Genomic DNA, 24407 nt, shown 5'->3' on the forward strand with positions numbered 1-24407 from the left:
CTCCGCTCGCGGCTCGTTGTTCACCCACGGTTTGCGTGCGCGCTGCGGCGCGCCAGTAGTTGTGGCACTGCACACCGGCCGGATCCCGCCCCTGGAGGCCTCCCCATGTCCCACCGCCCCTTCCCGGGCCGCCGCAGCGTACTGCGCGGCTCCCTCGCCGCGTCGGCGGCCCTGACCCTGCCCACCGCCGTCGGCGCGGCACCGGCGTTCGCCCTGTCCGGGCGCCCCGAGGCGGACTGGGGCGTACAGGCCGGCGACGTGACGTCCGACTCGGGCCTGGTGTGGGTGCGTTCGGACCGCCCGGCCCGCATGATCGTCGAGACGTCGGCCACCGAGACCTTCCGCAACCCCCGCAGATGGCACGGCCCGCTGCTCGGCGCGGACACCGATTTCACCGGCACCACCCGGCTGCACGGGCTGCCCTCCGGGGAGCAGATCCACTACCGCGTGCTGCTCGCCGACCCTGACGACCCGCGCCGTACCGGCGCCCCCGTGACGGGCACCTTCCGCACCGCTCCCGCACGGCGGCGCCAGGACGTGCGCTTCGTCTGGTCCGGCGACCTGGCCGGCCAGGGCTGGGGCATCAACGAGTCGATCGGCGGCTACCGCATCTTCGACGCCATGGCGAAGCTCGACCCGGACTTCTTCCTGTGCAGTGGCGACAACATCTACGCGGACGGGCCGATCTCGGCCACCGCAACGCTCCCGGACGGCAGCCTGTACCGGAACGTCACGACCGAGGAGAAGTCGCACGTCGCCGTCACGCTGGCCGACTTCCGGGGCAACTTCCGCTACAACCTGCTGGACGCGGCGCTGCGCCGGTTCAACGCCCAGGTGCCGAACGTCATCCAGTGGGACGACCACGAGGTCCGCAACAACTGGTACCCGGGTGAGGTCATCGGCACCGGCACCCCGTACCCGGCCGGCACGAAGCTCGACGACCTCGCGCTGCGCTCCCGGCGAGCCTTCTCCGAGTACTTCCCGATCTCCACGATCAGCGGGCGTCCCGACGGCCGGATCTACCGCGTCGTCAACCACGGTCCGCTGCTCGACGTCTTCGTGCTCGACATGCGGACGTACCGCGACGCCAACTCGCCGGACAACCAGACCACCGACCCGCAGGGCATCCTCGGGCGGGAGCAGCTGGAGTGGCTGAAGCGGGAGCTCGGCCGGTCGCGCGCGCTGTGGAAGGTCATCGCCGCGGACATGCCGCTCGGCCTGGTCGTGCCCGACCCCGTCGAGGGCAAGGCGAACTTCGAGGCCGTCGCCCAGGGCGACCCGGGCGCGCCGCTCGGCCGGGAGCTGCAGATCGCCGAGCTGCTGCGGTTCATCAAGCACCGTCGGATCACCGGCACGCTGTGGCTGACGGCCGACGTCCACCACACCTCCGCCCAGCACTACGACCCGTCGCGGGCCGCGTTCAAGGACTTCGAGCCGTTCTGGGAGTTCGTCTCCGGCCCGCTCAACGCCGGCGCCTTCCCGGCCAACGCGCTCGACGGCACGTTCGGCCCCGACCGGGTCTTCGTCAAGGCGCCGACGGCCTCCAACGTGTCGCCGGCCGAGGGCTACCAGTTCTTCGGCGAGGTCGACATCGACGGCGGCAGCGGTGAGCTGACGGTCCGGCTGCGCGAGTACGACGGCACCGTCCTGTTCACGCAGGTGCTGCACCCGGGCCGGGTCGGCCAGTAACTCCCCTGCCCTCGTCACCCGCGCCGCGCATCGGAGTCGTCCCCCGGTGCGCGGCGTGCCGTCCCGCCCCCAGTACAGCCCGAAGCCACCACATGACGAGTCATAGAAAAAGCAACAAAAGGGACAGAACCACGCTTTACCCATCAGTCACAATGCGTTTGTGATCACGCAACACCGTTCCTTCACAGTGGGTGCATGACTCGAGACATGTTCGATGTGAAGCGTGCGAAGGACGGGCGTCCGGTGCACCACTGGCGACGGGACGTCGTCGAACTCGCCGCCCTGTTCACGGCCGTCGCGGTGGCGGACGCAACGGCCAACCTGGTCGGACACGGGCCGGACGGCCCGGCGCTGCTGGTGATCTCGGCGATCGCCCTGGCGGCGACGGCCGGGTTCCACGTCTGGTGGGCACGGCGCCACGGCCACGCACCGCCGACCGGTGATACCGGTGCCCGGCCGTCCGCCGAGGTGCGGCAGGCCGGGCCGTCCGCCGAGTCCGCGGCTGCACCCGAGGCCGTGGCCGGGGCGAGCACGCTGTGGCGGATGCGGACGACGGTGAAGGACCAGCCGGGATCGCTGGCCGCGCTGTGCACGGCCCTGGCCGGCCGGCGGGTCGACATCCTGAGCCTGCAGACGCACCCGCTGGCCGAGGGCACGGTGGACGAGTTCCTGCTGCGGGCTCCCGGCGGAGCGTCGGCGGCGGAGATCTGCCGGGCGGTCTCGCTGGCCGGGGGCGCGGGCACCTGGATCGAGCGGGCCGACGCGCACGATCTGGTGGACGCGCCGACCCGGGTGCTGGGTCTGGCGGCCCGCACCGCGCTGGACGCGGCGGAACTTCCGCTTGCACTGCGGCAGTTGCTGGGACGGTGCACCATCCGTTCGCTGCCCGCCGCTCCGGCCGGAAAGACACGTGGCTCTCAGGCCGTACCGGTCGAGGGGGTGCTCGAGGACACCGTCATGCGGTTGCGGGCGCCGGAGGGCGCGGTGATCACCGTGGAGCGGCCGTACCTGCCGTTCACGCCGACCGAGTTCGCGCGCGCCCGGGCCCTGGTGGAGCTGGACGCCCGGCTCGGGCCGCGGGTCCCGCACGGCCGGGACGTGCTGACCCTGCCGGAGGGCGACGCCATCACCGTGCGCCGGGCCGACCCGCGGGACCTGGAGGCGGCCAGGGCGATGCACGAGCGCTGCTCGTCCCGGACCCTCGGCATGCGGTACCACGGGCCGGTCGCCGACGCGGACCGCTACCTCAACCACCTGCTCAGCCCCCGCTTCGGCCGGACACTGGCCGTCGAAACCGCGTCGGGACGCGTCGTCGGCCTCGGCCACCTGCTGTGGGACGGCGACGAGACGGAGGTCGCGCTGCTCGTCGAGGACGACTGGCAGCGGCGCGGCATCGGCGGCGAGCTGCTGGGCCGGCTGGTGGCGATGGCGGTCGAGGCGGGCTGCGAGAGCGTGTACGCGGTGACACAGGCGTCCAACACCGGCATGGTCGCCGCGATGCGCGGGCTGGACCTGCCCCTCGACTACCAGGTCGAGGAGGGCACTCTCGTCATCACCGCCCGTCTGGACGCCACCCCGGTCGTCTCGAGGCTGCCCTACGACGCCGACGCCGACGCCGCACAGCAGCCGCCCGCCGGGCGCATCGCACGGGACTGACGCCCGGCCCGGTGGGACGGCCCCCGGGCCTGGCGCCGGCGCGGGTCAGCCCACCGCCTGCCGGTGACCCGCCCGGGCGGGGTCCCCGGTTCCGGCTCCGAGCGCCCGGTCCAGGTCCGTCCACAGGTCCTCGACGTCCTCCAGACCCACCGACAACCGCAGCAGCCGGTCGCTCACTCCGGCGCCCCGCCGGTCCGCGGCGTCGACGATGCGGTGACTGATGGACGCAGGGTGCTGGATGAGGGTGTCGACGCTGCCCAGGCTCACGGCCGGCGTGATCAGCCGCACCCGGCCGATCACCTCGTGGGGGTCGCCGTGCACCTCGAAGGCGATCATCGCGCCGCCGAGACGCGGGTAGCGGACCCGGGCCACACGCGGGTCGGCCGTCAGGCGCCGGGCCAGTTCGGCGGCGTTCACGGAGGCGGCCCGCACCCGCACCGGGAGGGTGGACAGCCCCCGGAGCAGCAGGTAGCCGGCCAGCGGGTGCAGGACACCGCCGGTCGCGAACCGGATCTGCCGCAGCCGCCGCGCGAACTCCTCGTCACAGGCCACCACGCCCGCCAGCACATCGCCGTGGCCGCCCAGGTACTTGGTGGCACTGTGCAGCACCAGGCGGGCGCCGTGTTCCGCCGGGCGCTGCAGCACGGGGGTGGCGAAGGTGTTGTCCGCGAGCAGCGGCACACTGCCGCAGGCGTGCGCGATCGCGCGCAGGTCGAGTTCGGCGAGGGTCGGGTTGGCCGGTGACTCCACCATCACCAGCCCGGTGTCGGGGCGCAGCGCGTCCGCGATCCCGGCCGGATCGGTCCAGGTCACCTCCGTGCCGAGCAGACCGGCGGTCAGCAGGTGGTCGCTGCAGCCGTAGAGGGGGCGCACGGCCACGACATGACGCAGCCCCGTCGAGCCGCGCGCGAGCAGGACGGCGCTCAGCGCGGCCATGCCGCTGGCGAAGGCGACCGCCGCCTCTGTGCCCTCCAGCCGGGCGAGGGCGGTCTCGAACCGGGCCACGGTCGGGTTGCCGAGCCGCCCGTAGACCGGCGGGCCGACGGGTTCGGCGCCGTCGGCGGCGAAGGCGTCGATACGGGCGGCCTCGGCGCGGCTGTCGTAGGAGGGGTAGGTCGTGGACAGGTCGATCGGCGGGGCGTGCAGTCCCTGCCGGGCCAGGTCGTCACGGCCGGCGTGCACGGCCTCGGTGGCGAGTGCTCTCGACACGGTGCGCGTGTCGTCGTGTGCGCGGATGCTCGCTGAGTCCATGGGCGGAAGGGTGAACAGTGAACGGTTCTTCGGGCGCATACTTCGTGCTACGTTCGGGCGATGGCCGAATCCGTCGAACTGGATCCGGTGGATCTGCATCTGCTGCGACTGCTGCAGAACGACGCCCGGACCACCTACCGTGACCTCGCCGCGCAGGTCGGCGTCGCGCCCTCCACCTGTCTGGACCGGGTGACCAGGCTGCGCCGCTCGGGCGTGATCCTCGGCCACCAGTTGCGGCTCGACCCGGCGAAGCTCGGGCGCGGGCTGGAAGCGCTGCTGTCGGTGCAGGTCCGACCGCACCGCCGGGAGCTGGTGGGGCCGTTCGTGGAGCGGATCCGGGCGCTGCCGGAGTCGCGGACGGTGTTCCATCTGACCGGGCCCGACGACTATCTGGTGCACGTCGCGGTCGCGGACATGGCGGACCTGCAGCGGCTGGTGCTGGACGAGTTCACGGCGCGGCGCGAAGTGGCCCGGGTGGAGACCCGGTTGATCTTCCAGCAGTGGGACTGCGGACCACTGCTGCCACCGCGCACGCCCTCAGCTGAATCCGGGTGACGCGGACATCGGTGCCGTACGAGGATGACCGCATGTCTGAGACGAACAGCCCGCTGCCCCGCGAGGTCGCCGACGCCTACGTCGACGAGCTCATCGCCCTCGATCCGGTCCTCGGCACCTACCTCGGCGTCAAGGAGAGTTCGAGCAGGCTGCCCGACTTCTCACCGGCGGGGCAGGAGGCCCGTGCGCGACTGGCGAGGGACACGCTCGCCCGGCTCGACGAGGCCGAGCGCCTGCCCGGCGCGGACAGCGACCAGGAGCGCCGCTGCGGACGGCTGCTGCGCGAACGGCTCACCGCCCAGCTCGCCGTGCACGACGCCGAGGAGGGCCTGCGCGAGGTCGGCAACCTGAGCACGCCCGGGCACGCGGTGCGGGACGTGTTCACCGTGACACCGGCGCAGACGGAGGAGGACTGGGCGGCGATCGCCGAGCGGCTGCGCGCGGTGCCGGCCGCGCTGGCGGGCTACCGCGAGTCCCTGACGCTCGGTCTGGAACGGGGGCTGTACGCGGCGCCGCGCCCCACCGCCACGTTCGTCGAACAGCTCACGGAATGGTCGGACACGGACGGAAAGGGCCGCGGCTGGTACGAGGACTTCGCCGCGGCGGGTCCCGAGGCGCTGCGTGCGGAACTGGACGAGGCCGCCCGCGCGGCGACCGCGTCCGTGGTGGAGCTGCGCGACTGGATGCGGGACGTGTACACGCCCGCTCTCGAGGGCGCCCCGAACACCGTGGGCCGTGAGCGCTACGCCCGCTGGGTGCGCTACTACAACGGCGCCGACCTGGACCTGGACGAGGCGTACGCGTACGGCTGGGCCGAGTTCCACCGCATCCTCGGCGAGATGCGGCAGGAGGCCGAGAAGATCCTGCCGGGCGCCGAGACGCCGTGGGTGGCGCTGGCGCACCTGGACGAGCACGGCAGGCACATCGAGGGCGTCGACGAGGTCCGCGAGTGGCTGCAGGGCCTGATGGACCGGGCGATCGAGGAGCTGGACGGCACACACTTCGAACTCGCCGAGCGGGTGCGGAAGGTGGAGGCGCGCATCGCACCGCCCGGCGGTGCGGCGGCCCCCTACTACACGGCCCCCTCCCAGGACTTCTCGCGCCCCGGCCGCACCTGGCTGCCGACCATGGGGCAGACCCGGTTCCCGGTGTACGACCTGGTCTCGACCTGGTACCACGAGGGCGTGCCCGGGCACCATCTGCAGCTCGCGCAGTGGGCGCACGTGGCCGAGGACCTCTCCCGCTACCAGGCGTCGATCGGCGGGGTCAGCGCCAACGCGGAGGGCTGGGCCCTGTACGCGGAGCGCCTGATGGACGAGCTGGGCTACCTCACGGATGCCGAGGAGCGGCTGGGCTATCTGGACGCGCAGATGATGCGGGCCGCGCGAGTGATCATCGACATCGGCATGCACCTCGAGCTGGAGATCCCGGCGGACTCCCCGTTCCACCCCGGTGAGCGCTGGACGCCGGAGCTGGCGCAGGAGTTCTTCGCCGCGCACAGCAGCCGGCCGGCGGACTTCGTGGAGAGCGAGCTGACCCGCTACCTCACCATTCCGGGGCAGGCGATCGGCTACAAGCTGGGCGAGCGGGCCTGGCTGCTGGGCCGGGAGAACGCCCGCGGGCGGCACGGCGAGGCCTTCGACCTGAAGGCCTGGCACATGGCGGCACTCTCCCAGGGCTCACTGGGCCTGGACGACCTGGTGGACGAGCTGTCCCGGCTCTGACCCCGGCCCCAGGTCCCGCGCCGCGGGGAGAGCCCCGGTCACCCGATCGGCCGCTCCCCGCGCGCGGGACCTCGCCGCGGCTTCCATGCTGGCCTGCGAGACCTGGCCACCGGAAGGGCGGAGCGTCGATGAGGCTCGTCGTGGATCTCAACAAGTGTCAGGGGTACGCGCAGTGCGCGTTCCTCGCGCCCGACGTGTTCGCCATGCACGGCGAGGAGTCGCTGATCTACAACCCGCAGCCCGCCGAGGACCAGCGGGAAAGGCTGGCCCGGGCCGTCGCCGCCTGCCCGGTGCAGGCGATCACGGCCGACGGTCTGGACGGCGCGGGTGAGCATGCGGCGGCCGGCCGGGAGACGTCCGATGGCCGCTGACTACGTGGAGTGGCTCAGACGCGAGGGCCGCATCGTGATCGTGGGCGCCTCGCTGGCCGGCCTGCGGGCCGCCGAGACGCTGCGCGCCGAGGGTTTCACCGGTGAGCTCACCCTGATCGGTGACGAGCCCTACGAGCCGTACGACCGGCCGCCGCTGTCCAAGGCCGTTCTGCTGGGCAGGGCGACGCCGCAGCACACCGAGTTGCCCCACCGCTGGGAGATCGACGCGAAGTGGCGGCTGGGCGTCGCGGCGACGGGACTCGACCTGACGGCCAAGCGGGTGCGACTCGCCGACGGCGACGAGGTGGAGTACGACCGGCTGCTCATCGCGACCGGCGTCCGCGCCCGGCCCTGGCCGAAGGAGGAGGAGAGCCGCCTGGACGGCGTCTGCCTGCTGCGGACCCGCGAGGACGCGGCCGGGCTGTACCGGCGGCTGAAGGCCGGAGCACGCCGGGTGTTCGTCATCGGTGCCGGATTCACCGGTTCGGAGATCGCCTCGGGCTGCCGGGAGATGGGCCTCGCGGTCACCGTCGCGGAGCGCGCCGGTGGCCCGCTGGTCGGCGCCCTCGGTGGGGTGATCGGCGCGGTCGCCGCCGACCTGCAGGTCGAGAACGGCGTCGACCTGCGCACCCATGTGACGGTCACGGCGCTGGAGGGGGACGCGGTCGGCAGGGTGCGGGCCGTCCATCTGTCCGACGAGAGCACCGTCGAGACGGACGTGGTGGTGGTGTCGCTGGGTTCGATGCGCAACACCGAGTGGCTGACCGGGTCGGGGCTCGGTGCGGGGCCCCGGGGCATCGCCTGCGACGCGGGGTGCCGGGCCTTCGACTTCCGGGGGATCGTCACGGACGACGTGTTCGTCGCGGGTGACGTGGCGCGGTCCCCGCACGCGCTGTTCGGCTACCAGTTCCTCTCCCTCGAACACTGGGGCAACGCCCTCGCCCAGGCGGAGACGGCCGCGCACAACATGATCTGCCCGGGCGCCGAGCGGCGTCCGCACCTGTGGATGCCCGCCTTCTGGTCGTCCCAGTTCGGGGTGAACATCAAGTCGGTCGGCGTGCCCCCCATGGGGGAGCAGCTGATGATCACTCAAGGGTCGCTGGCGGAACGCCGCTTCGTCGGCGTCTACGGCCACCAGGGCCGGATGGTGGCCGCGGTGAGCTTCGACAACACGCGGTGGCTGGAGTTCTACCAGCGGCAGATCGAACGGGGTGCCCCGTTCCCGGTGGAGTTCCCGACCGTGGACCGGCGCCCCGAGGGCCGCCCGGTGCCGGCCGACTTCCCCGACCCGTCCCTGCCGACCCACGGGCCCACCGTGACCCTGAGCGGCTACTCACCGGCCGACCAGCGCCTGGTCTTCACCCCGGGCCGCCACTGAGCGGCCGACCGGCCCCCTCACCTTCCTAGGGACCCGCCATGACGCACGCCCCGCTCCTGAGCCAGATCACCGACTACGCCAACCGCGCCGACCCGTATCCGCTGTACGAGGAGCTCCGCAAGACCCCGGTGCTGCAGGAGGAGGCGGGCGGCCCGTACGTCGTCAGCTCGTACTGGGACATCGAGAGCCTGCTCCACGACCCGCGGATCAGCTCGGACGCCTCCAACCTGACCGCGGCCGGCGACGACGAACTCTCCGGCACCGAGCAGACGGGCCTGCCGCCGAGCTTCATCCGGCTGGACCCGCCGGAGCACGACCGGCTGCGGCGGATCGCCAACAGTTCCTTCGGCCCGCCGCACCGGCCCCACCGGGTCGACTCCCTGCGCGGTGATCTCGCCCGGATCGTCACCGACCTGATCGACGGCTTCGGCGACGCCCGGGAGATCGACCTGGTCGACCAGTTCGCCTACCCCTTCCCGGTGACCGTGATCTGCCGGCTGCTCGGGGTGCCGCGCGAGGACGAGCCGCGATTCCGCGCCTGGGTGGACCCGCTGGTCGCCAGCCTCGACCCGGACACCCGGCAGGGCGCGAGCGCGGAGTTCAAGGAGTCCGCGCAGAAGGCGCGGATGGAGCTCGGCATGTACCTGGCCGGCCTGGTCGAGCAGCGGACCAAGGAGCCGCAGGACGACATGCTGTCCGACCTGGTGAACAGCCGCGGCCCGGACGGCGCCATGACGATGATGGAGGTCCTGAGCACGGCCGTGCTGCTGCTCATCGCGGGCCACGAGACGACCGTCAACCTCATCACCAACGGCATGCTCACGCTGCTGCGCCACCCGCGGATCCTGGAGCGGCTGCGCGACGACCCCGGTCTGTCGGTCAAGGTCGTGGAGGAACTGCTGCGCTACGAGCCACCGGTGCAGCTGGTGCCGCAGCGCACCTGCATCGCGGACATCGAGGTGCGCGGGGTCACGATCCCCAAGGGTTCGCGGATCTGGCTGGTCCTCGCGGCCGGCAACCGGGACCCGGAGCGCTTCCACGACCCCGACCGGTTCGACCCGGACCGCGAGGACATCCAGCACCTCGGTTTCGGCAGCGGCATCCACAGCTGCTTCGGCGCCCCGCTGGCGCGGCTGGAGACCCAGCTGGCGCTGTCCGAGCTGGCCCGGCGGCTGGACAACCCCCGTCTCGTCGAGGATCCGCCGCCGTACCGGCCGAACGCGGTGCTGCGCGGCCCGCGTCACCTGCGGATCGCCTTCGACGGCCTGCGTTGACCGCCGGACGGGACGGACTCAGTCCGCAAGCCGTCTGAGCTGCACCAGACCGACCCAGGTCTCCGGTCCGGGCTGGGTGTACGCCGCGCGCACCGAGTACGGGCCCGGTTCCAGGGGGACGCGCAGGTGTTCGGCGCCCCGGGTCGCGCCGCCCGGCCAGGCGGAGTCGAACAGCACCACCGGGCCGGGCACGTTCCAGCGGATCTCGTGGTCCCACACGGCCGAGTCGAGCGCGGCGGGAACTTCGGCCAGCAGCTCGCTCTCGGAGTTGGCGGCGGACCAGCGCACGAACGTGCCGTGGTCGGGCAGGTAGGAGGTGGAGGCGGGTTCGTCACCGAAGACGAGGGCCGTGCTGTCGCCGACGGGGAGCAGACCGACGTAGCCGTCGACCTCGCACGCGCGGTCGTAGTCCGTGGCGAGTTCCTCGCTGTCGGCGCCCGCCCAGAACGGCAGCACCGTCTCCGGCACCGCTATCAGCGGGCCGCCCCCGGACTCCACCCACTCCAGCGCGCCTGGATCCGCGTATCGAGCCATGGGCACAGAACCTAGCAGCCGCAGTCGCCGTCCACCGGCGCGGTCAACGGGTCGGCGGCCCGGCGCTCGCGGCCCCGCCGGGTCTCGAACTCCAAGCCCTCGCGCACCCAGTACTCGAAGCCGCCGAGCATCTCCTTGACCTGGTAGCCGAGTTCGGCCAGGGCGAGGGCCGCGCGGGTGGCACCATTGCAGCCGGGTCCCCAGCAGTACGTCACCACCGGCACGGACCTGTCGAGGAGTTGCCCGGCCCGCTCGGGGATGAGCGCGGTGGGGAGGTGGACCGCGCCCGGGACGTGACCCTGGTCCCAGGACTCGGTGGAGCGGGAGTTTATCCGGGCAGTTTGGCAGCGTCTCAGTGGCGCACGAGGCGTGTTGATTCCGCTACGGTCCGCGACTCATGGAGGTCTTTTTCACTCGGAGGACTCTGCTACAAGAGTCTGGCCCGCGTACGGACTTGGTGGCAGCTCTGGACCGGGAGCCTGTACGCGAAGGGATGCCGTTCATCCTCAACGCGGGCGGTTCCTACGAGCTGCACCTGAACCGCTTCCTTCGGGCTCTGCCGACGCTGGGCTGCCGCTCGGCGAACAGTTGGGAGGGCTACGCCCGCGATCTGGCGTTGCGGGGGCGGTTCTTGGTGGAGGTACGTGGTCGGTCGGTGTGGGATGCGGACCGGGCGGACTTCGACGCCTTCTACGCTGCCCGCCGTCTGTCGCAGCCACCTTTTCGGGTGACGGCGAAGACGTGGAACCGGTCCGCTGCGGCGCTGGACAAGTTCTACCGGTGGGCGATGGACGAGGGCCTGGTGGCGTCGGCGCCGTTTGGCTACCGGGAGGTGGCTGTTGCAGGGCGGGCCTCGGGGCGGCTGGTGGCGGAGGCCACGGAGAAGGGGGCCGGGGGCGCCGCGGTGAAGTTCCTGTCGATGGAGCGCTACCGGGTCTTTCGGGATGTGGGGTTGCGGGGGTTACGGCCGGACGGTTCGGAGGATCCGGCCTGCCGGGTGCGCTGCGGGGCGAGGAACGCGGCGTTCGCGGATGTGCTGGTGACCACGGGGGTGCGGCTGGAGGAGGGCGGCAGTCTGCTGCTGCCGGAGCTGGCCCGGCTGCGGCCCCTTGCGGAGGAGCGTGCTGCGCGGCTGGATCTGGCGGTGCTCACGACCAAGGGGGACAAGGGGCGGGCGGTCTGGGTGCCGGTGCGGGTGCTGCGTCGGGTGACGGAGTACGCGGAGGTGGAGAGGGCGGTGTCGCTCGCCCGTGCGGCGGCTCGGGGAGGGTGGTCGGGTCGGGGATGGATCGAGACCTGTGAGGCGGGTCCGCTGGGCGGCTGGGTGCGGGCGGCATCCGGCCGGTGGACCTCGGTGCGGTGGGCGGACCTTGCACCAGAGGAGCGGATGCGGCTGATGGAAGTCGATGACGTCGGGACGCGCCTGGGGCCGCTGGCGTTGTGGCTGAGCGAGCGGGGAACGCCGGTGGCGCTGAACTCGTGGGAGTACGCGTTCACGCGGGCCTGCGCGCGCACAGCGGCGGCCGGAATGCCGGTCGAGGCGTCGCCCCATACCTGCCGGCACACGTTCGCCGTCCACATGCTCACTCAGCTGGTCCGGGGGCAGATCGCAGCGATGCAGTCGGGCCAGGCGGATCTGCGGATGGGTGCCTACCAACGGGTGATGGGGGATCCCCTGCGGATCCTGCAACGGCTGTTGGGGCATACCCACATCAGCTCGACCTACGTCTACCTGGACTCCTTGGCGGAGGCCCAGGAGCTGATCGATGAGGCGGTCGCCGAGATGGCCGGGCGGCTCACGGAGGACAGTGTCGACGATCTTTCGTCCCTGGTGGGTGCCTGGTGAGCGGGCTGAGGCGGCCACGCCGCGCAAACTTCGCGCTGCCGCCGGCCGAGGCCGAGCAGGCGGGCGAGGACATCTCGCCGCTGGCCTTCCGGATTCCGCTTCCCGGCCGCCCGTCGACCCTGGTGGACCTCACGGACGCGAAGTGCCCACTGCTCGCGAGGGAGTTGGCGGCGACGATCCGGTCCATGGCACAGGTGGGGCGGCGGATCGCCTCGCGCGGCTCGGTGCAGTCATACACCCAGGTCGCGCGAAAAATGGACATGTTCTTCGCCCTGCGGGCGGGCGGGGACGGCGCCGCCTGGACGGCCGGACGGATCACGCCCCAGGACGTGGACGACTTCGAGACCTGGCTCTACGACACGGCGCCGACCGTGCGGACGGCCTATTCGCTGCTGACGATCGCGCTGACGATGCTGCGAGAGATCCGCGACGCCCGGCCGGAGACGCTGAGCCCGGCCTTGCATGATCGGCTGATGTTCGTCGGGCGTCGGCCCCGCCCGTCGTTCGACAAACGGGTGGATGCCTATTCTCCGCAGGTCGCGCAGGCCCTGCGGGAGGCATGCCGCCACCACATCCGTGAAGCGGTACGTCGGCTGACGGTTGAGGCGGACGCCCTGGTGGCCGCAGGCGACGAACCGTTGGTCAATGGGTGGGGTCGGCGGGCGAACGTGTTGTGGTACTTGGATCGCCACGGTCCTTTGACCGTCCGGCAGTTGATGGCCTACCGCACTCGGCAGGCTGGCATGGGGCCGGAGCCTTGGGAGAACAGGCAGCGCGAGCTGCACCACGCTGTGTTCCCGACGGCGGAGGACTTGGCGGCCCTCTACCTGCTGCTGGTCCTGTCCACGGGGCTGGAGCCGGAGTGCGCGCTGGAGCTGTCGGTGGACTGCCTGAAGAACCCGACTCGCGGCTATGTCGAGATCGAGTACATCAAGCGACGCCGGCACGGCAGTGAGCTGAACCGGATGCGGGTACGTGACGGCGGGGTGAGTACACCGGGCGGACTGATCCGACTGGCCCTGCGCCTGACCCGGCGGGCCCGGGCGCATGCCTGGGACGATTCGAAGTCAGCGTTGTGGATCTATTGGCAGGACCGGACCGGGAGGATCAGCGGCGGCCGACGGCACTTCCGACCACGGCATGCGGCCGGCCTGTTCTGCGAGCGCTACGACCTGCGCGACGAGCACGGTGAACGGCTGGCCGTCCAGCTCAAACGGCTCCGCAAGACCTACAAGGCGGAGTTCTACCGGGCAACCAAGGGTCAGCTCCCCCTTCTGGCGCGCGGCCACTCGACAGAGGTGGCAGCCGCCCACTACGCCGACATTCCGGCGCTTCGGCCGCTGCACGAGGCCGCGGTCGCCGACGGCCTGACACAGGCCCTTGAGGAGGCAGTCCTGCTGCGGGTGATCCCGCCGCAGCGGGAGGCCGAGTTGCAGCAGGACGCCGCGGCGGCGGCGAAGGAGCTCGACGTCGGGCAGGAGGAGGCGAAGCGCCTGCTGGACGGCGAGATGGACCTGTGGCTGTCATCCTGCCGGGACTTCTTCAACTCCCCGTTCGGCAGTGCCGGGCAGGCCTGCCCGGTTCCGTTCTGGAGCTGCCTGGACTGCTCCAACGCAGTGATCACCTCGCGAAAGCTGCCCGCCGTCCTGGCCTACCTGGACCACATCGAAGACCAGCGCCAAGGGATGCCCGCCGAGGCGTTCGAACTCGTCCACGGCCGCACCCGGCAGCGGATCCTGACGCAGGTCCTGCCCGCGTTCCCCGAAGCGGTCCTCACCGAGGCCCGCGCGATCGCCGAAGCCGCCCGCCCGCTGGAACATCTGCCGCCCCTGCTGGGCGGGATCGGAAGCCGCCAATGACCCCCAGGAACATCACGGCCCCGAACGCGGAGCCCCTCGTCTCGGCGCACGTCACCGCTAACGCCTTGGTCCTGACCGGCCGCCCACTGATGACGGGCGCCGGCCCGGGCCCGCGGTTCGCCGAGGACGTCTGGAACATGGCCGCGGCCTACCATCTGCCCAACCATCACCACGGGCAGAGCACGATCCGTTTCGCCACGATCGAGGACCACGTCTGGCGGCTGACCGCGAAGGAGTACGCCTACAGCCGGCTGACCGAGATCACCGAAGGGTGCAAACGGCTCCCGTCGGTGGTCACCGTCTGCCGGGAGTTCAGGGAGCTGCGCAAACTGTTCGTTTTCCTCTCCGACCGCTGTCCAGGGCTGCGACTGCGCGAGCTGACCGACGACACCCTGCTGGACGCCTTCCTGCACCACCGTGTCGACGGCGGGAGCACCAAGCCTGAGAACTACGCGCAAGAACGCGGCCGGGTGAAATGGTTCCTGACCCTGCTCTTCCGCACCCGCAAGTCGCTCACCTTCGATCGGCTGGAACGGCTGCCCTGGGACGGCCGGGCCCCCAAGGACGTCGCGGGCCGCCGCCCGCAGGAGAACACCACCCAGCGCATCCCGCCGCAGGTGCTGGCCCCCTACCTACGAGGCGCCCTGTTCTACGTCCGCATCGCCTCGAAGGACATCCTCGCCGCCCTGGCGGAGCAAGAACGCATCCGCCAGCCCATCGAAGAGGTCAAAAGCCCGACGCGGGCCCGGCTGGAGGCATTCATCGAACGGCGCCGCTGGGAAGGCCGGGGCATGCCCGCCCGGCCCACAGAGATCAATCTGCCCGCCAACCACCGCACCGGCAGCGACGGCGGAGTGAACCGCAAGCTCGTCGCCCAGCTCGCCCGGATCAGCTACAACTCCGTGGACCAGCCAGCGAACGTCGAGCTCCTGAGACAGGCCACCGCCGAACTCGGCCGGGAGGAAGGCGGCATGGACACCGAGATCAGCATCGACGAGGAGACCGACCGCCCCTGGCGTCCGCGATTCCACTCGAAATCTCTACTGATCGAGGTCCGCATGCTGCTGGCCGCCTGCTACGTGGTCACGGCCTACCTCTCCGGGATGCGCGACTCCGAGGCTCAGTCCCTCAAGCCTGGCTGCCACTTCACCGACCCATCCGCAGACGGGGTGATCGAGCGCCACAAGCTCCGCGGCACGGTGTTCAAGGGCCGACGGCCCACCGGGGACGAGGACACCTGGGTGGTCATCGAACCGGTCGCCCAGGCGGTCGCCGTGCTGGAGAGCCTCACGGACTGCGACCGGCTGTTCTACCGGCACGGCTTCCGCCATAGCAGGGAGGGCATCGCCAACACCATCAACGACCTGCTGAACGCCTTCGCCGTCCGGCTCGCCGAGGTCCGCCCGCACGACCCCATCCCGCTCATCGACGGGAAGAGGTGGCGTTTCACCACCCGGCAGTTCCGTCGCACGGTCGCCTGGCACATCGCCTACCAGCCGTTCGGGGTCGTCGCGGGCAAGATTCAGTACAAGCACATGAAGGTCGCGATGTTCGAGGGATACGCCGGCAGCTCGGCCTCCGGCTTCCGCAAGGAAGTCGAGAACGAACAACAGATGGCCCGGCTGGAGCACTTCCTCGACCAGTACGAGGACTTCAAGGCCGGAGTGCGGATGCCGCCCCGGCTGGCCACGGAGTTCGCCCGCGTCCGTGACGAACTCGGCGACTTTCCCGGCCGCACGATCGATGCCGCACGGCTGCGAGCCATGCTCTCCAACCCGGCCCGCACCTACTATCCGGGCGTCCTCAACGACTGCTACTTCGAGGCCTCCACCGCCCTCTGCCTCTCGCGCCGTCCGGCCGCCGGCCCGGAAACGGAGCCGGTGATAAATCACTGCCAACCGGCGAAGTGCCCGAATTCCTGCGTACTGCCGCAACACCGCCCCGCGATCGACAAGGTCATCGACGACGCCCGGCAGCTGCTGACCATCCGCCGCCTAACCAGTCTGCAGAAGACCGCCCTGCACCAGCAGATCGATCAAATGCAGCGCATGCGCGACCAAACCGAGGAACCGGCCCGATGAGTGTCACCCCCGCCATCCACTCCGCCCTGATTCAGGCCATGGACCGGCTTCTGGCCGGAACTCCGCAGCGCAGCGACGGCAGCCTCACGGTCGCCGCCCTGGCCCGCGAAGCGGGCATCTCCCGGGCCAGCGCCTACAGGGCGGGCGAGGTCCTGGAACTCTTCCGGCAACGCGTCGACGAACGTTTCAGCGGCCCAGACTTCCCGGCCACCCTGCGCGAACGCATCCGCGAACTACAAGGTGAACTTCGCGAAGCGCGTCGAGCTCGCCACGAGGAGATCAGCGACCTTCGCCGGTCCGTCGACACCCTCGCCCAGCACGTCCAAGTCCTCACTCTCGACAACCAACGGCTGCGGGCCGAACTCGCCCGGCACGGCACCATTACCTCGCTTCCAACGGCCACCGCACCGTCTGCCGGATGAGTACACCGTTGACATGCCGCCGCCGGACGACGCTGACCGCGAGTTCTCAGCCGTACTGACTGAAGAGCGCTTGGAGGTACTCCTCCAAGCGCTGGGCGAGCACGGGAGACGTCAGGTCCGCCCTCCCGAGTTCCCGCCATGGCTCGGCGACCTTCTCCGCGTCCGGCGCGAAGGCCAAGGCATCGAGCACCCGCCAGTACAGATGATCAGCCGGGTCGTCGCTGAGCGTTCCACCGGCAGCGATGTAATGATCCGCCAGCCGCATCCCCACTTGCACTCCGTGCAGCAGAGCAAGCGCAGTGGAGCAGTGGGCCACGTCCAGGTCAGCGGGCCCCCAGGACGTTTCCACCCAGTCCACGACACCGGTGATCGCCAGACCGGCTCCTTCTCCTGCGAAGAGCACGTTCCCTGGGTGGAAATCGCGGTGCAGGAAACAAGGTTGGTAGGCGGGCGCCGGACGGCGGATCACCTCCACGGCACGCTGCCACACATCCGGCTGTTTCGGTTGCTCGGGGACCTGCACTCGCTCTGGGCTGGTCCAAGCCTGATAGGTACGCGGCCGAACTTCTTCGGGAACGACCAGCCCGTGAATCGCTACCAACTGCCGAGCAAGGAGCTCGGTCTTTCGCTCGATGTCCTCCCCGTCCAGCCTGACACGCCCTGGCAGCAACGACATCAGTAGCGACGGATGGTCGCAGTGCTCCGCTGCGGCATCAACACCATGAAGACGAGCGGCTGGCACGTTCGTATCCGCGAGCAAACGGAGAATGTCCGCTTCCCGCGTGAGCAGTCCCAGTGCGTGCTTCACGAAGAACGGCTTGACGAAGGACCGAAGTACGACGGAGTACGGCTCACCATCCCCCTTGACATCGAGGCGGCGCATCTGTGATGTCCAGCCCCCTCGCAGCCATGTCACAGCACGGATCCGGTCTCCGAGACCCAGGCTCCGCTCCACCCATAGGCGGGTGTTGGACCACCCCAGGTCGTCGATGTCAGCCTCAACAACCGCCGCGCTCTCGCCTTCAGCCATGGCAGCAGCCTAATGATCAGGAGGGTGCGGCCCGAGGCGAAGCTCCAAAAGCAGCCACTCACCAAGTCCACCCGTTCACTATCGACGACCAGGTTGAACAGGGGCTTCCATCCCTGCCGGGTCGAGAAGCGCCCCCTACCGACTGTCCCTCCATCGCTTCCACCATCAGACGGCGCCTTCGTCCGGAGACGACGTGCTCGATCGAGTGAATCCCTTCCACACATCCGCAGAGACAGATCCGCTGGTGAGACAGGTCTCTGCCCGGATAACGGCGTCGAGGACGACGAATCCCGGGTCACCGTCGACGGCGAGCGCGGCGGCCACGTCGGAGACGTCGGCGTGGAAGGCCAGGCTCGCGCGGAAGTGGGCAGCGGCCTCGGTGGGAGCGGCGGGGGCGACCCGCAGGACGGGGTTCACGGTGCTGGTGGTGGTCATGGCGGAAAATCTACGGTCGGTGGCCCGCACCCTGAAGTGAGGATCCACGGGCTTGCCCTTGATCGACCGGGGATTCCCTGCTATTGATCCGGGATGGCCGTGTTTTCCCCGGACGCCACCGACTGGCGCATCCTCGAGATCCTCCAGCGGGACGGACGGGCCGGCTACGCCGAGCTGGCCCGTGCCGTCTCCATGTCGCCGAGCGCGGTCACCGAGCGGGTGCGCCGGCTGGAGGAGGCGGGCGTCATCCAGGGGTACGCGGCGGTCGTGGACCCCGAGCGCCTCGGTCTGTCGATCCTCGCGTTCGTGCGGCTGAGGTATCCGAGCGGCAACTACAAGCCGTTCCACGACCTGGTGGCCGCGACGCCGGAGATCCTGGAGGCGCACCACGTCACGGGCGACGACTGCTTCGTCATCAAGGTCGCCGCGCGGTCCATGTCCCATCTGGAGGAGATCTCCGGGAAGATCGGCGCGCTGGGTTCGGTGACCACCAGCGTCGTGTACTCCTCACCTCTGCCCCGGCGACCGCTGGGACGCTGACCTCATCCGACGCCCCGTTGCCGCAGCGTCGAACCGGTGCGGCCCTTCACCACCTCCAGTTGCGCGTGGATGCGGCGGCGCAGGTCGGCGACGTGGCTGACGATGCCGACGCTGCGGTCCCGTTCACGGAGCGAGTCGAGGACGTCGAGGACCTCGTCGAGGGTCTGGTCGTCGAGGCTGCCGAAGCCCTCGTCGATGAAGAGCGTGTCCAGCCGCACCCCGCCGGCCTCGTCGGTGACGACGTCCGCGAGGCCGAGGGCGAGCGCGAGGGAGGCGAAGAACGTCTCGCCGCCGGACAGCGTCGCCGTGTCCCGCTCTCGCCCGGTCCAGGCGTCCACGACGTGCAGACCGAGCCCGCTGCGGCCGCGCCCGCTGCGGTCGGCGGAGTGGACGAGCGTGTAACGGCCGGAGGACATCCGCTGCAGCCGTACGGTCGCGGCGGCGGCGACCTGTTCCAGGCGGGCCGCCAGTACGTACGACTCCAGGCGCATCCGGCGCTCGTTGTCCGCGGAGGTCCCCGCGGTGAGGGCGGCCAGGCGGGCCACGCGCTCGTGCTCCTCGCGCAGCGGCGCCAGTCGTCGTACTCCGTCGGCGGCGCGGGCGGAGAGCCGGTCGAGCTCGGCGCAGCAGTGGGCGGCGGCGTCGCGCGCGGAGGCCGCCTCGCGCAGCCGCCGGGCCGCCCGTACGGCGGTCTCCTCCGCCGTCGTGGGGTCGGCGGGCGGGTGCTGGGCGGCGGCGGCCGTGTCGGACTCGGCGAGCACGGCCCGCACGGCGGCCTCCTCGGACTGCCAGTCGTCCAGGCGGTGCTGCAGCTCCCGGTGGGTCGCGTCGTCGAGCAGTGCGGCGGCCGCCTCCTGCGGGGTGTCGAAGCCGGCGCGGTACGCGGCGTCGGCGAGCCGGGCGTCGGCGTCCTTGAGGCGCTGGGCGGTGTCCTCGGCGGCGCGCGCGGCGTCGGCGGCCTCGGTGAGCAGTCTCACCCGCTGCTGCAGTTGGGCGGCCCGGGCGGCCACGCTGTCGGCGCCGTCCCGTGCTTCGGCGAGTTCCTGCTCCAGGGTGGCCTGTTCGTGGTCGAGGGTCTCGCGGCGGGTGAGCCGGGAGGCGGCCCGGACGGCGGCCTGCTGGCGGGCCGCGAGGCGCCGCTCGCGCTCCTGCTCGGCCCGGCGCAGCTCCTCGCGCACGGAGTGCAACCCGGAGGAGTCCCGGCGGGCGCGCGCGTACTCCTGCTCCAGCCGGTCCGCTTCCTCGGCCAGTCGGGCCGTGGGCGTGTCTCCCGCTTCGGCGGTCGCGGCGGCCAGCGCCTCTCGTACGACGCCCAGGCGCCGCTCGTCCTCGGCGTGCTGTTCCTCGGCGTGCCGGCAGGCCGCGAGTGCCTGCTCCTCCCCCTCACGGCCGACGTGCCCGGCGACCTTGCGGGCGGGGGCGGGGTGTTCGGTGGCGCCGCAGACCGCGCAGGGCTCACCGTCGGTGAGGCTCGCGGCCAGTTCGGCGGCGATGCCGGCCAGGCGCTGTTCCTTCAGGTCGAGCCAGTGGCGGCGGGCCTCGAGTGCGCGGTTGCCGGAGTCGAGGGCACGCCGCTGGGCTTCCTCCGTGTCACCGGCCAGTTGGTCGCGCATCCGGGCCGCGTCGAGTCGCCGGCGGGTGGGTTCGCGCTGGACGGCGAGTTGTTCGGCCCTGGTGGCGGCCTCCTGAGCGGCTTCGATGCGGGTCTGGAGGGACGCGCGGGTCGTGTCCCACTCGGCGAGCCAGTGCTCCGCCTCCCGCAGGACGTCCTCGTCGTCGCGCTCCAGGCGGTCCAGTTCCGCGCGTTCGGTGACGAGTTCGCCGAGCCGCTGCTCGGCGCGGCGGGCCGACTCCAGGCCGCCCAGTTCCTCGGCGGCGCGGCGGGCGGCCGCCGCGAGTCCGGCCGTCCCGGCGTCCGCCCAGGTGTCCGGAAGCCGGCCACGCGCCCGGGTGTGCAGGGCGGCCGCCCTGCGGTGCTCGGCGTCGGCGGCCTCCCGCAGGTCCAGCGCGGGCGCCACCGCCTCGGCCTTGCGCGCCCGCTCCATCCGTGTCTGTGCCTCCCGGTGGGCACCGGCCCGCTCCTGCAGGCGTCCGGCGCGCTCCCGGGCCTCCGTGAAACGGCGTTGCAGCCGCGCGAGTTCGCGTACGTCGGTCAGCGTGCGTTCGGCCGCGGCCTGCGCCGACTCGGCCGCGGCGAGGCGGCAGTCGGCGAGGGCGAGCCGTTCGCGGGCGGTGCTGCGGGCGACGGCGGCGGCGCTCAGTACGGCCTCGGCCAGTCCCGGCGCGCCGGGGGCCAGCTCCGGCAGTTCCATGGCGTCCCCGGCCTCCTGCTGCATGCGGTGGGCGTCGGCGAGCAGTGCCGCGTCCCCCTCCCGCACCCGGGCCTCGGTCGTGCGCCGGCGTTCGGCGAGGTGCTTCTCGACCTCGGCGAAGCGCCGGGTGTCGAAGAGCCGGCCGAGCAGCCTGCCGCGGGCCTCGGCGTCGGCGCGCAGGAAGCGGGCGAAGTCGCCCTGGGGCAGCAGGACGACCTGGCAGAACTGCTCGCGGCTCATACCGAGCAGCTGCTCGATCTCGTTGCCGACCTCCTGGTGGGAGCGGCTGAGGTCCTTCCATGTGCCGTGCGTGGCGTCGTACTCGCGCAGCCAGGTCTGGGCCTTGTCGACCGTCGTTCCCTTGCCGCGCAGCTTGGCGCGTTCCCACGGCGGCTGCCGGGTGATCGCCAACCGGCGTCCGGCGACGGTGAGTTCGAGGCGGACTTCGGTGCGTGTGCCCCGTTCCGCGTGATCGCTGCGCAGGTTCGTGCCCTGGTTGCCCTGCCGTGCTCCGGGCACGGCGCCGTAGAGCGCGTAGCACACGGCGTCCAGCACGGAGGTCTTTCCGGCGCCGGTGGGTCCGTGCAGCAGGAACAGCCCGGCGGCGGACAGCGCGTCGAAGTCGACCGTCCGGGCGCCGCCGAAGGGCCCGAAGGCGGTGATGTCGAGCCGGTGCAGCCTCACCGGGCCACCTCCCGTGCCGCGTCGTCGGCGCGCACCGCGTCGAACGCCTCGCGCAGCACCGTCTGTTCGTGCTCGTCGGGTCCCGCGCCGCGCACATGGGCGACGAAGTCCTGGGCGATCTGCTCGTCGCTGCGGTCCGCGAGGCGCCGGGCATAGGAGACGGCGGGGTCCTCGGGTGCCCGGTCGGGGGCGAAGACGAGGCTGAGGGTGTGCGGGAAGCGCTCGGTGAGCCGGGCCATGGGGTCGGCCGGGCGGACCGGGTCGGTGAGGGTGGCCTCGACCCAGGCGTTCTCGTGCCGGGCCAGCGCGGGGTCCGCGAGGAGGTCGTCCAGGGTGCCGCGGACGCGGGCCAGCGGGCGGGGCACGGGGCAGTCGACGCGTTCGGCGGTGACGGCGCCGTCGGCGTCCAGGTCGATGAGCCACATGCTCTTGCGGTGGTCGGTCTCCGAGAAGGAGTAGGCCAGCGGGGAACCCGAGTAGCGGACGCGTTCGGTGAGGGTCTGGCAGCCGTGCAGATGACCGAGGGCCACGTAGTCGACCCCGTCGAACACTCCGGCGGGCACGGCGGACACTCCGCCGACGGTGATGTCCCGTTCGCTGTCGCTGGCCCGGCCGCCGGTGACGAAGGCGTGCGCGAGGACGACGGAGCGGGTGCCGTCGGGACGGGCCGCGAGGTCGGCGCGGACCCGGTCCATGGCGGCGGCCAGAACGGACTCGTGGGCCGCCTTCTCGACCCGGAACTCGTCCTTCACCAGAGCGGGTTCCAGATAGGGCAGCCCGTAGAAGGCGACGTCCCCGTCGGAGTCGGTGAGTACGACGGGTGTTCCGCAGGCGGAGGGCTCGGTCCGCAGATGGATGCCCGCGCGTCCGATGAGGCCCGCGCCGACGCCGAGACGGCGGGCCGAGTCGTGGTTCCCGGAGATCATCACCGTGGGCACGCCCAGTTCGGCCAGCCGGTGCAGGGCGTCGTCGAACAGCTCGACCGCGGCGAGCGGGGGCACCGCGCGGTCGTAGACGTCTCCCGACACGACGACCGCGTCCACGTCGCGTTCCCGTACGGTCGTGACGAGGTGACCGATGAACTCGGCCTGCGCGCCGAGCATGTTCACCCGGTGGAAGGCCCGGCCGAGATGCCAGTCGGAAGTGTGCAGGAGCCTCATGATCCCCGAGACTAACGGCCGGGTCCGACATCACGGGCGGTCGCTCCCGGACCGCCCCGTCATCGGCCCCGCTCCGGCGACGAGTTATGTCCGGTTCGTGCCGAACGTCACACGTCCCCGTAGGCCTCCCCGCCCAGTTCGAACCCCGCCGTCCCGGATGTGGCGTCGGCCAGCCAGGCCCGGAAGGCGTCCACGTCGGTGTCCGGCAGGCCGATGTCGATGGCGACCGCCTCCCCGTAGCGCACGTCCCGCACCTCCCGTCCGGTGGCACGCAGGTCGTTCTGCACCTTGCCGGCGCGCTGGTGGTCGACGGTGACCGTGGCCAGCCGGAAGCGGCGCCGGGTGCGGGTGCCGACCGCGTCCAGGGCCTCGCCGACCGCGCCGCCGTAGGCCCGGATGAGCCCGCCCGCGCCCAGCTTGACGCCGCCGTAGTAGCGGGTGACGACGGCAACGACGTAGCGCATGTCACGGCGCAGCAGCATCTGGAGCATGGGCACGCCGGCCGTGCCGCCCGGTTCGCCGTCGTCGCTGGCCTTCTGGACGGAGGCGTCGGCGCCGATGACGTACGCCCAGCAGTTGTGTGTGGCGTCCGCGTGCTCCTTGCGGACCGCGGCGACGAAGTCCTGGGCCTCCTGCTCGGTGGCCGCCGGGGCGAGGGCGCACAGGAAGCGGGAGCGGTTGACCTCGGTCTCGTGCACGCCCGCGCGGGCGACTGTGCGGTACTCGTCCTGCATCCGGCCAGCCTATGCCCGTCGGACGCCTACTCCTTCCGGCCCCGGGGCACGGTCACCGACGTCAGCAGTGCCGTGCCGGGAGTCAGGTCCCGCCAGGTCGGGCCGTGCCAGGTCAGGTCGGCGATCGCCGAGGTCGGGAACTTCGTGCGCACCTGCCCCAGGGCGTCGCCCAGGTCGTCCCCGGCCAGGTCCAGGACGAGGTCCTCGAGGCCGGGGTTGTGCCCGACGAGGAGCAGCGTCGCGACCTCGGGCGCCACCTCACGCACGACGTGGAGCAGTTCCGGCACGTCGGCCGCGTACAGCCGCGGATCGAACCGTACGGGAGGCGGGGTGCCCCACTGCGCCGAGGCGAGCTCCCAGGTCTGGCGGGCGCGTACGGCGGTGGAGCACAGGGCGAGGTCGGGCAGCCGGTCGGCCTCGGCCAGCGCGCGGCCCGCCGCGGGCGCGTCACGGCGCCCGCGGGGCGCCAGCGGGCGCTCGTGGTCGGCGACGCCCGGGGGCCGGGCGGACTTGGCGTGCCGCAGGACGACCAGCCGGCGCAGCGGGCCCGTACCCGCGGGGCCCCTCACGACAGGCCCCCGAAGTCCGGCACCAGGTCCGCACCGACACCGGCGCCCACCGGAGAACGGCCCGCCCCGGGCACATCACGACGCCCCGACCAGCACTCGGCCACACCCGGCCGGACCGGCTCGGCATGCCACAGCACCACCACCCGCCGCAACCGGCCGACACCCGCGCGAACCCTCATGACAGCCTCCCGAGGTCCCCGCACCGGGTCCGCACCGACACCGGCGCCCACCGGAGAACGGCCCGCCCCGGGCACATCACGACGCCCCGACCAGCACTCGGCCACACCCGGCCGGACCGGCTCG

The 24407-nt window shown here is 71.8% G+C and carries 20 protein-coding genes and 2 pseudogenes; 12 read left to right on the forward strand and 10 right to left on the reverse strand.

Going from position 1 to position 24407, the window contains the following annotated elements:
- Positions 1-105: 105 nt before the first annotated feature.
- Both ACFY0F_RS34590 and ACFY0F_RS34595 read left to right on the forward strand, forming a co-directional pair.
- Positions 106-1689, forward strand: a complete 1584-nt coding sequence (locus tag ACFY0F_RS34590) for an alkaline phosphatase D family protein (protein ID WP_388803478.1) — start codon at positions 106-108, stop codon at positions 1687-1689.
- Positions 1690-1884: 195 nt separating this feature from the next.
- Positions 1885-3345 carry a GNAT family N-acetyltransferase gene (locus ACFY0F_RS34595; RefSeq protein WP_388803481.1) on the forward strand — a complete coding sequence of 487 codons (1461 nt, stop codon included), beginning with the start codon at positions 1885-1887 and terminating at the stop codon, positions 3343-3345.
- Positions 3346-3390: 45 nt separating this feature from the next.
- Here ACFY0F_RS34595 and ACFY0F_RS34600 read toward each other — a convergent pair whose 3' ends face one another.
- The gene (locus ACFY0F_RS34600; protein WP_388803485.1) at positions 3391-4596 is read right to left on the reverse strand and encodes a trans-sulfuration enzyme family protein; all 1206 of its coding nucleotides are present in this window, start codon (positions 4594-4596) and stop codon (positions 3391-3393) included.
- A 60-nt stretch (positions 4597-4656) separates the two neighbouring features.
- Here ACFY0F_RS34600 and ACFY0F_RS34605 point away from each other — a divergent pair, with 60 nt between their 5' ends.
- From ACFY0F_RS34605 to ACFY0F_RS34625, 5 genes are all read left to right on the forward strand, one after another.
- Positions 4657-5151, forward strand: a complete 495-nt coding sequence (locus ACFY0F_RS34605; RefSeq protein ID WP_388803488.1) for an Lrp/AsnC family transcriptional regulator — start codon at positions 4657-4659, stop codon at positions 5149-5151.
- 32 nt (positions 5152-5183) lie between these two features.
- A complete protein-coding gene (locus ACFY0F_RS34610; protein WP_388803491.1) occupies positions 5184-6875 on the forward strand; it encodes a DUF885 domain-containing protein in 1692 nt (563 codons plus the stop codon).
- Between the two features lie 128 nt (positions 6876-7003).
- Complete coding sequence (locus ACFY0F_RS34615) at positions 7004-7246, forward strand: ferredoxin (protein WP_388803494.1); 243 nt, start codon at positions 7004-7006, stop codon at positions 7244-7246.
- Positions 7236-8624 (forward strand): NAD(P)/FAD-dependent oxidoreductase, encoded by a 1389-nt coding sequence (locus ACFY0F_RS34620; protein WP_388803497.1) that lies wholly within the window; start codon positions 7236-7238, stop codon positions 8622-8624. The genes ACFY0F_RS34615 and ACFY0F_RS34620 overlap by 11 nt, the downstream gene beginning before the upstream one ends.
- A gap of 38 nt (positions 8625-8662) precedes the next feature.
- A complete protein-coding gene (locus ACFY0F_RS34625) occupies positions 8663-9898 on the forward strand; it encodes a cytochrome P450 (RefSeq protein WP_388803500.1) in 1236 nt (411 codons plus the stop codon).
- Positions 9899-9916: 18 nt separating this feature from the next.
- Here ACFY0F_RS34625 and ACFY0F_RS34630 read toward each other — a convergent pair whose 3' ends face one another.
- Entirely contained in the window at positions 9917-10432 is a 516-nt protein-coding gene (locus tag ACFY0F_RS34630) for an immunity 21 family protein (protein WP_388803503.1), read from the reverse strand.
- 11 nt (positions 10433-10443) lie between these two features.
- Positions 10444-10764: pseudogene (locus tag ACFY0F_RS34635) on the reverse strand (rhodanese-like domain-containing protein); the annotation flags it as partial.
- Between the two features lie 161 nt (positions 10765-10925).
- Between ACFY0F_RS34635 and ACFY0F_RS34640 the strand changes: the two are divergent.
- From ACFY0F_RS34640 to ACFY0F_RS34655, 4 genes are read left to right on the forward strand one after another with little or no spacing between them, the layout of a single operon-like run.
- Positions 10926-12278 (forward strand): tyrosine-type recombinase/integrase, encoded by a 1353-nt coding sequence (locus ACFY0F_RS34640; protein WP_388803506.1) that lies wholly within the window; start codon positions 10926-10928, stop codon positions 12276-12278.
- A complete protein-coding gene (locus tag ACFY0F_RS34645; protein WP_388803510.1) occupies positions 12275-14137 on the forward strand; it encodes a hypothetical protein in 1863 nt (620 codons plus the stop codon). The genes ACFY0F_RS34640 and ACFY0F_RS34645 overlap by 4 nt, the downstream gene beginning before the upstream one ends.
- Positions 14134-16218, forward strand: coding sequence for a hypothetical protein (locus ACFY0F_RS34650; RefSeq protein ID WP_388803513.1), 2085 nt, complete (start codon positions 14134-14136; stop codon positions 16216-16218). Before ACFY0F_RS34645 ends, ACFY0F_RS34650 begins: the two co-directional genes overlap by 4 nt.
- The gene (locus tag ACFY0F_RS34655) at positions 16215-16640 is read left to right on the forward strand and encodes a hypothetical protein (RefSeq protein WP_388803516.1); all 426 of its coding nucleotides are present in this window, start codon (positions 16215-16217) and stop codon (positions 16638-16640) included. Before ACFY0F_RS34650 ends, ACFY0F_RS34655 begins: the two co-directional genes overlap by 4 nt.
- A gap of 46 nt (positions 16641-16686) precedes the next feature.
- On the opposite strand, the gene ACFY0F_RS34660 is transcribed toward ACFY0F_RS34655, so the two are convergent.
- Both ACFY0F_RS34660 and ACFY0F_RS34665 read right to left on the reverse strand, forming a co-directional pair.
- Entirely contained in the window at positions 16687-17670 is a 984-nt protein-coding gene (locus ACFY0F_RS34660) for a phosphotransferase family protein (protein WP_388803519.1), read from the reverse strand.
- 270 nt (positions 17671-17940) lie between these two features.
- Positions 17941-18105, reverse strand: a pseudogene (locus tag ACFY0F_RS34665) (rhodanese-like domain-containing protein); the annotation flags it as partial.
- 93 nt (positions 18106-18198) lie between these two features.
- Between ACFY0F_RS34665 and ACFY0F_RS34670 the strand changes: the two are divergent.
- Positions 18199-18645, forward strand: coding sequence for an Lrp/AsnC family transcriptional regulator (locus ACFY0F_RS34670; RefSeq protein WP_388803522.1), 447 nt, complete (start codon positions 18199-18201; stop codon positions 18643-18645).
- Between the two features lie 2 nt (positions 18646-18647).
- Here ACFY0F_RS34670 and ACFY0F_RS34675 read toward each other — a convergent pair whose 3' ends face one another.
- From ACFY0F_RS34675 to ACFY0F_RS34695, 5 genes are all read right to left on the reverse strand, one after another.
- Entirely contained in the window at positions 18648-21641 is a 2994-nt protein-coding gene (locus tag ACFY0F_RS34675; RefSeq protein WP_388803525.1) for an AAA family ATPase, read from the reverse strand.
- Positions 21638-22801, reverse strand: coding sequence for an exonuclease SbcCD subunit D (locus ACFY0F_RS34680; protein WP_388803528.1), 1164 nt, complete (start codon positions 22799-22801; stop codon positions 21638-21640). The genes ACFY0F_RS34675 and ACFY0F_RS34680 overlap by 4 nt, the downstream gene beginning before the upstream one ends.
- Positions 22802-22908: 107 nt before the next feature.
- Complete coding sequence (locus ACFY0F_RS34685) at positions 22909-23535, reverse strand: YigZ family protein (RefSeq protein ID WP_388803531.1); 627 nt, start codon at positions 23533-23535, stop codon at positions 22909-22911.
- Positions 23536-23561: 26 nt separating this feature from the next.
- The gene (locus ACFY0F_RS34690; RefSeq protein ID WP_388803534.1) at positions 23562-24104 is read right to left on the reverse strand and encodes a SixA phosphatase family protein; all 543 of its coding nucleotides are present in this window, start codon (positions 24102-24104) and stop codon (positions 23562-23564) included.
- Positions 24101-24283 (reverse strand): hypothetical protein, encoded by a 183-nt coding sequence (locus ACFY0F_RS34695; RefSeq protein WP_388803537.1) that lies wholly within the window; start codon positions 24281-24283, stop codon positions 24101-24103. The genes ACFY0F_RS34690 and ACFY0F_RS34695 overlap by 4 nt, the downstream gene beginning before the upstream one ends.
- Between the last annotated feature and the right edge of the window lie 124 nt (positions 24284-24407).

This window comes from Streptomyces sp. NPDC001544 (genome assembly GCF_042894285.1).
GTDB lineage: Bacteria > Actinomycetota > Actinomycetes > Streptomycetales > Streptomycetaceae > Streptomyces.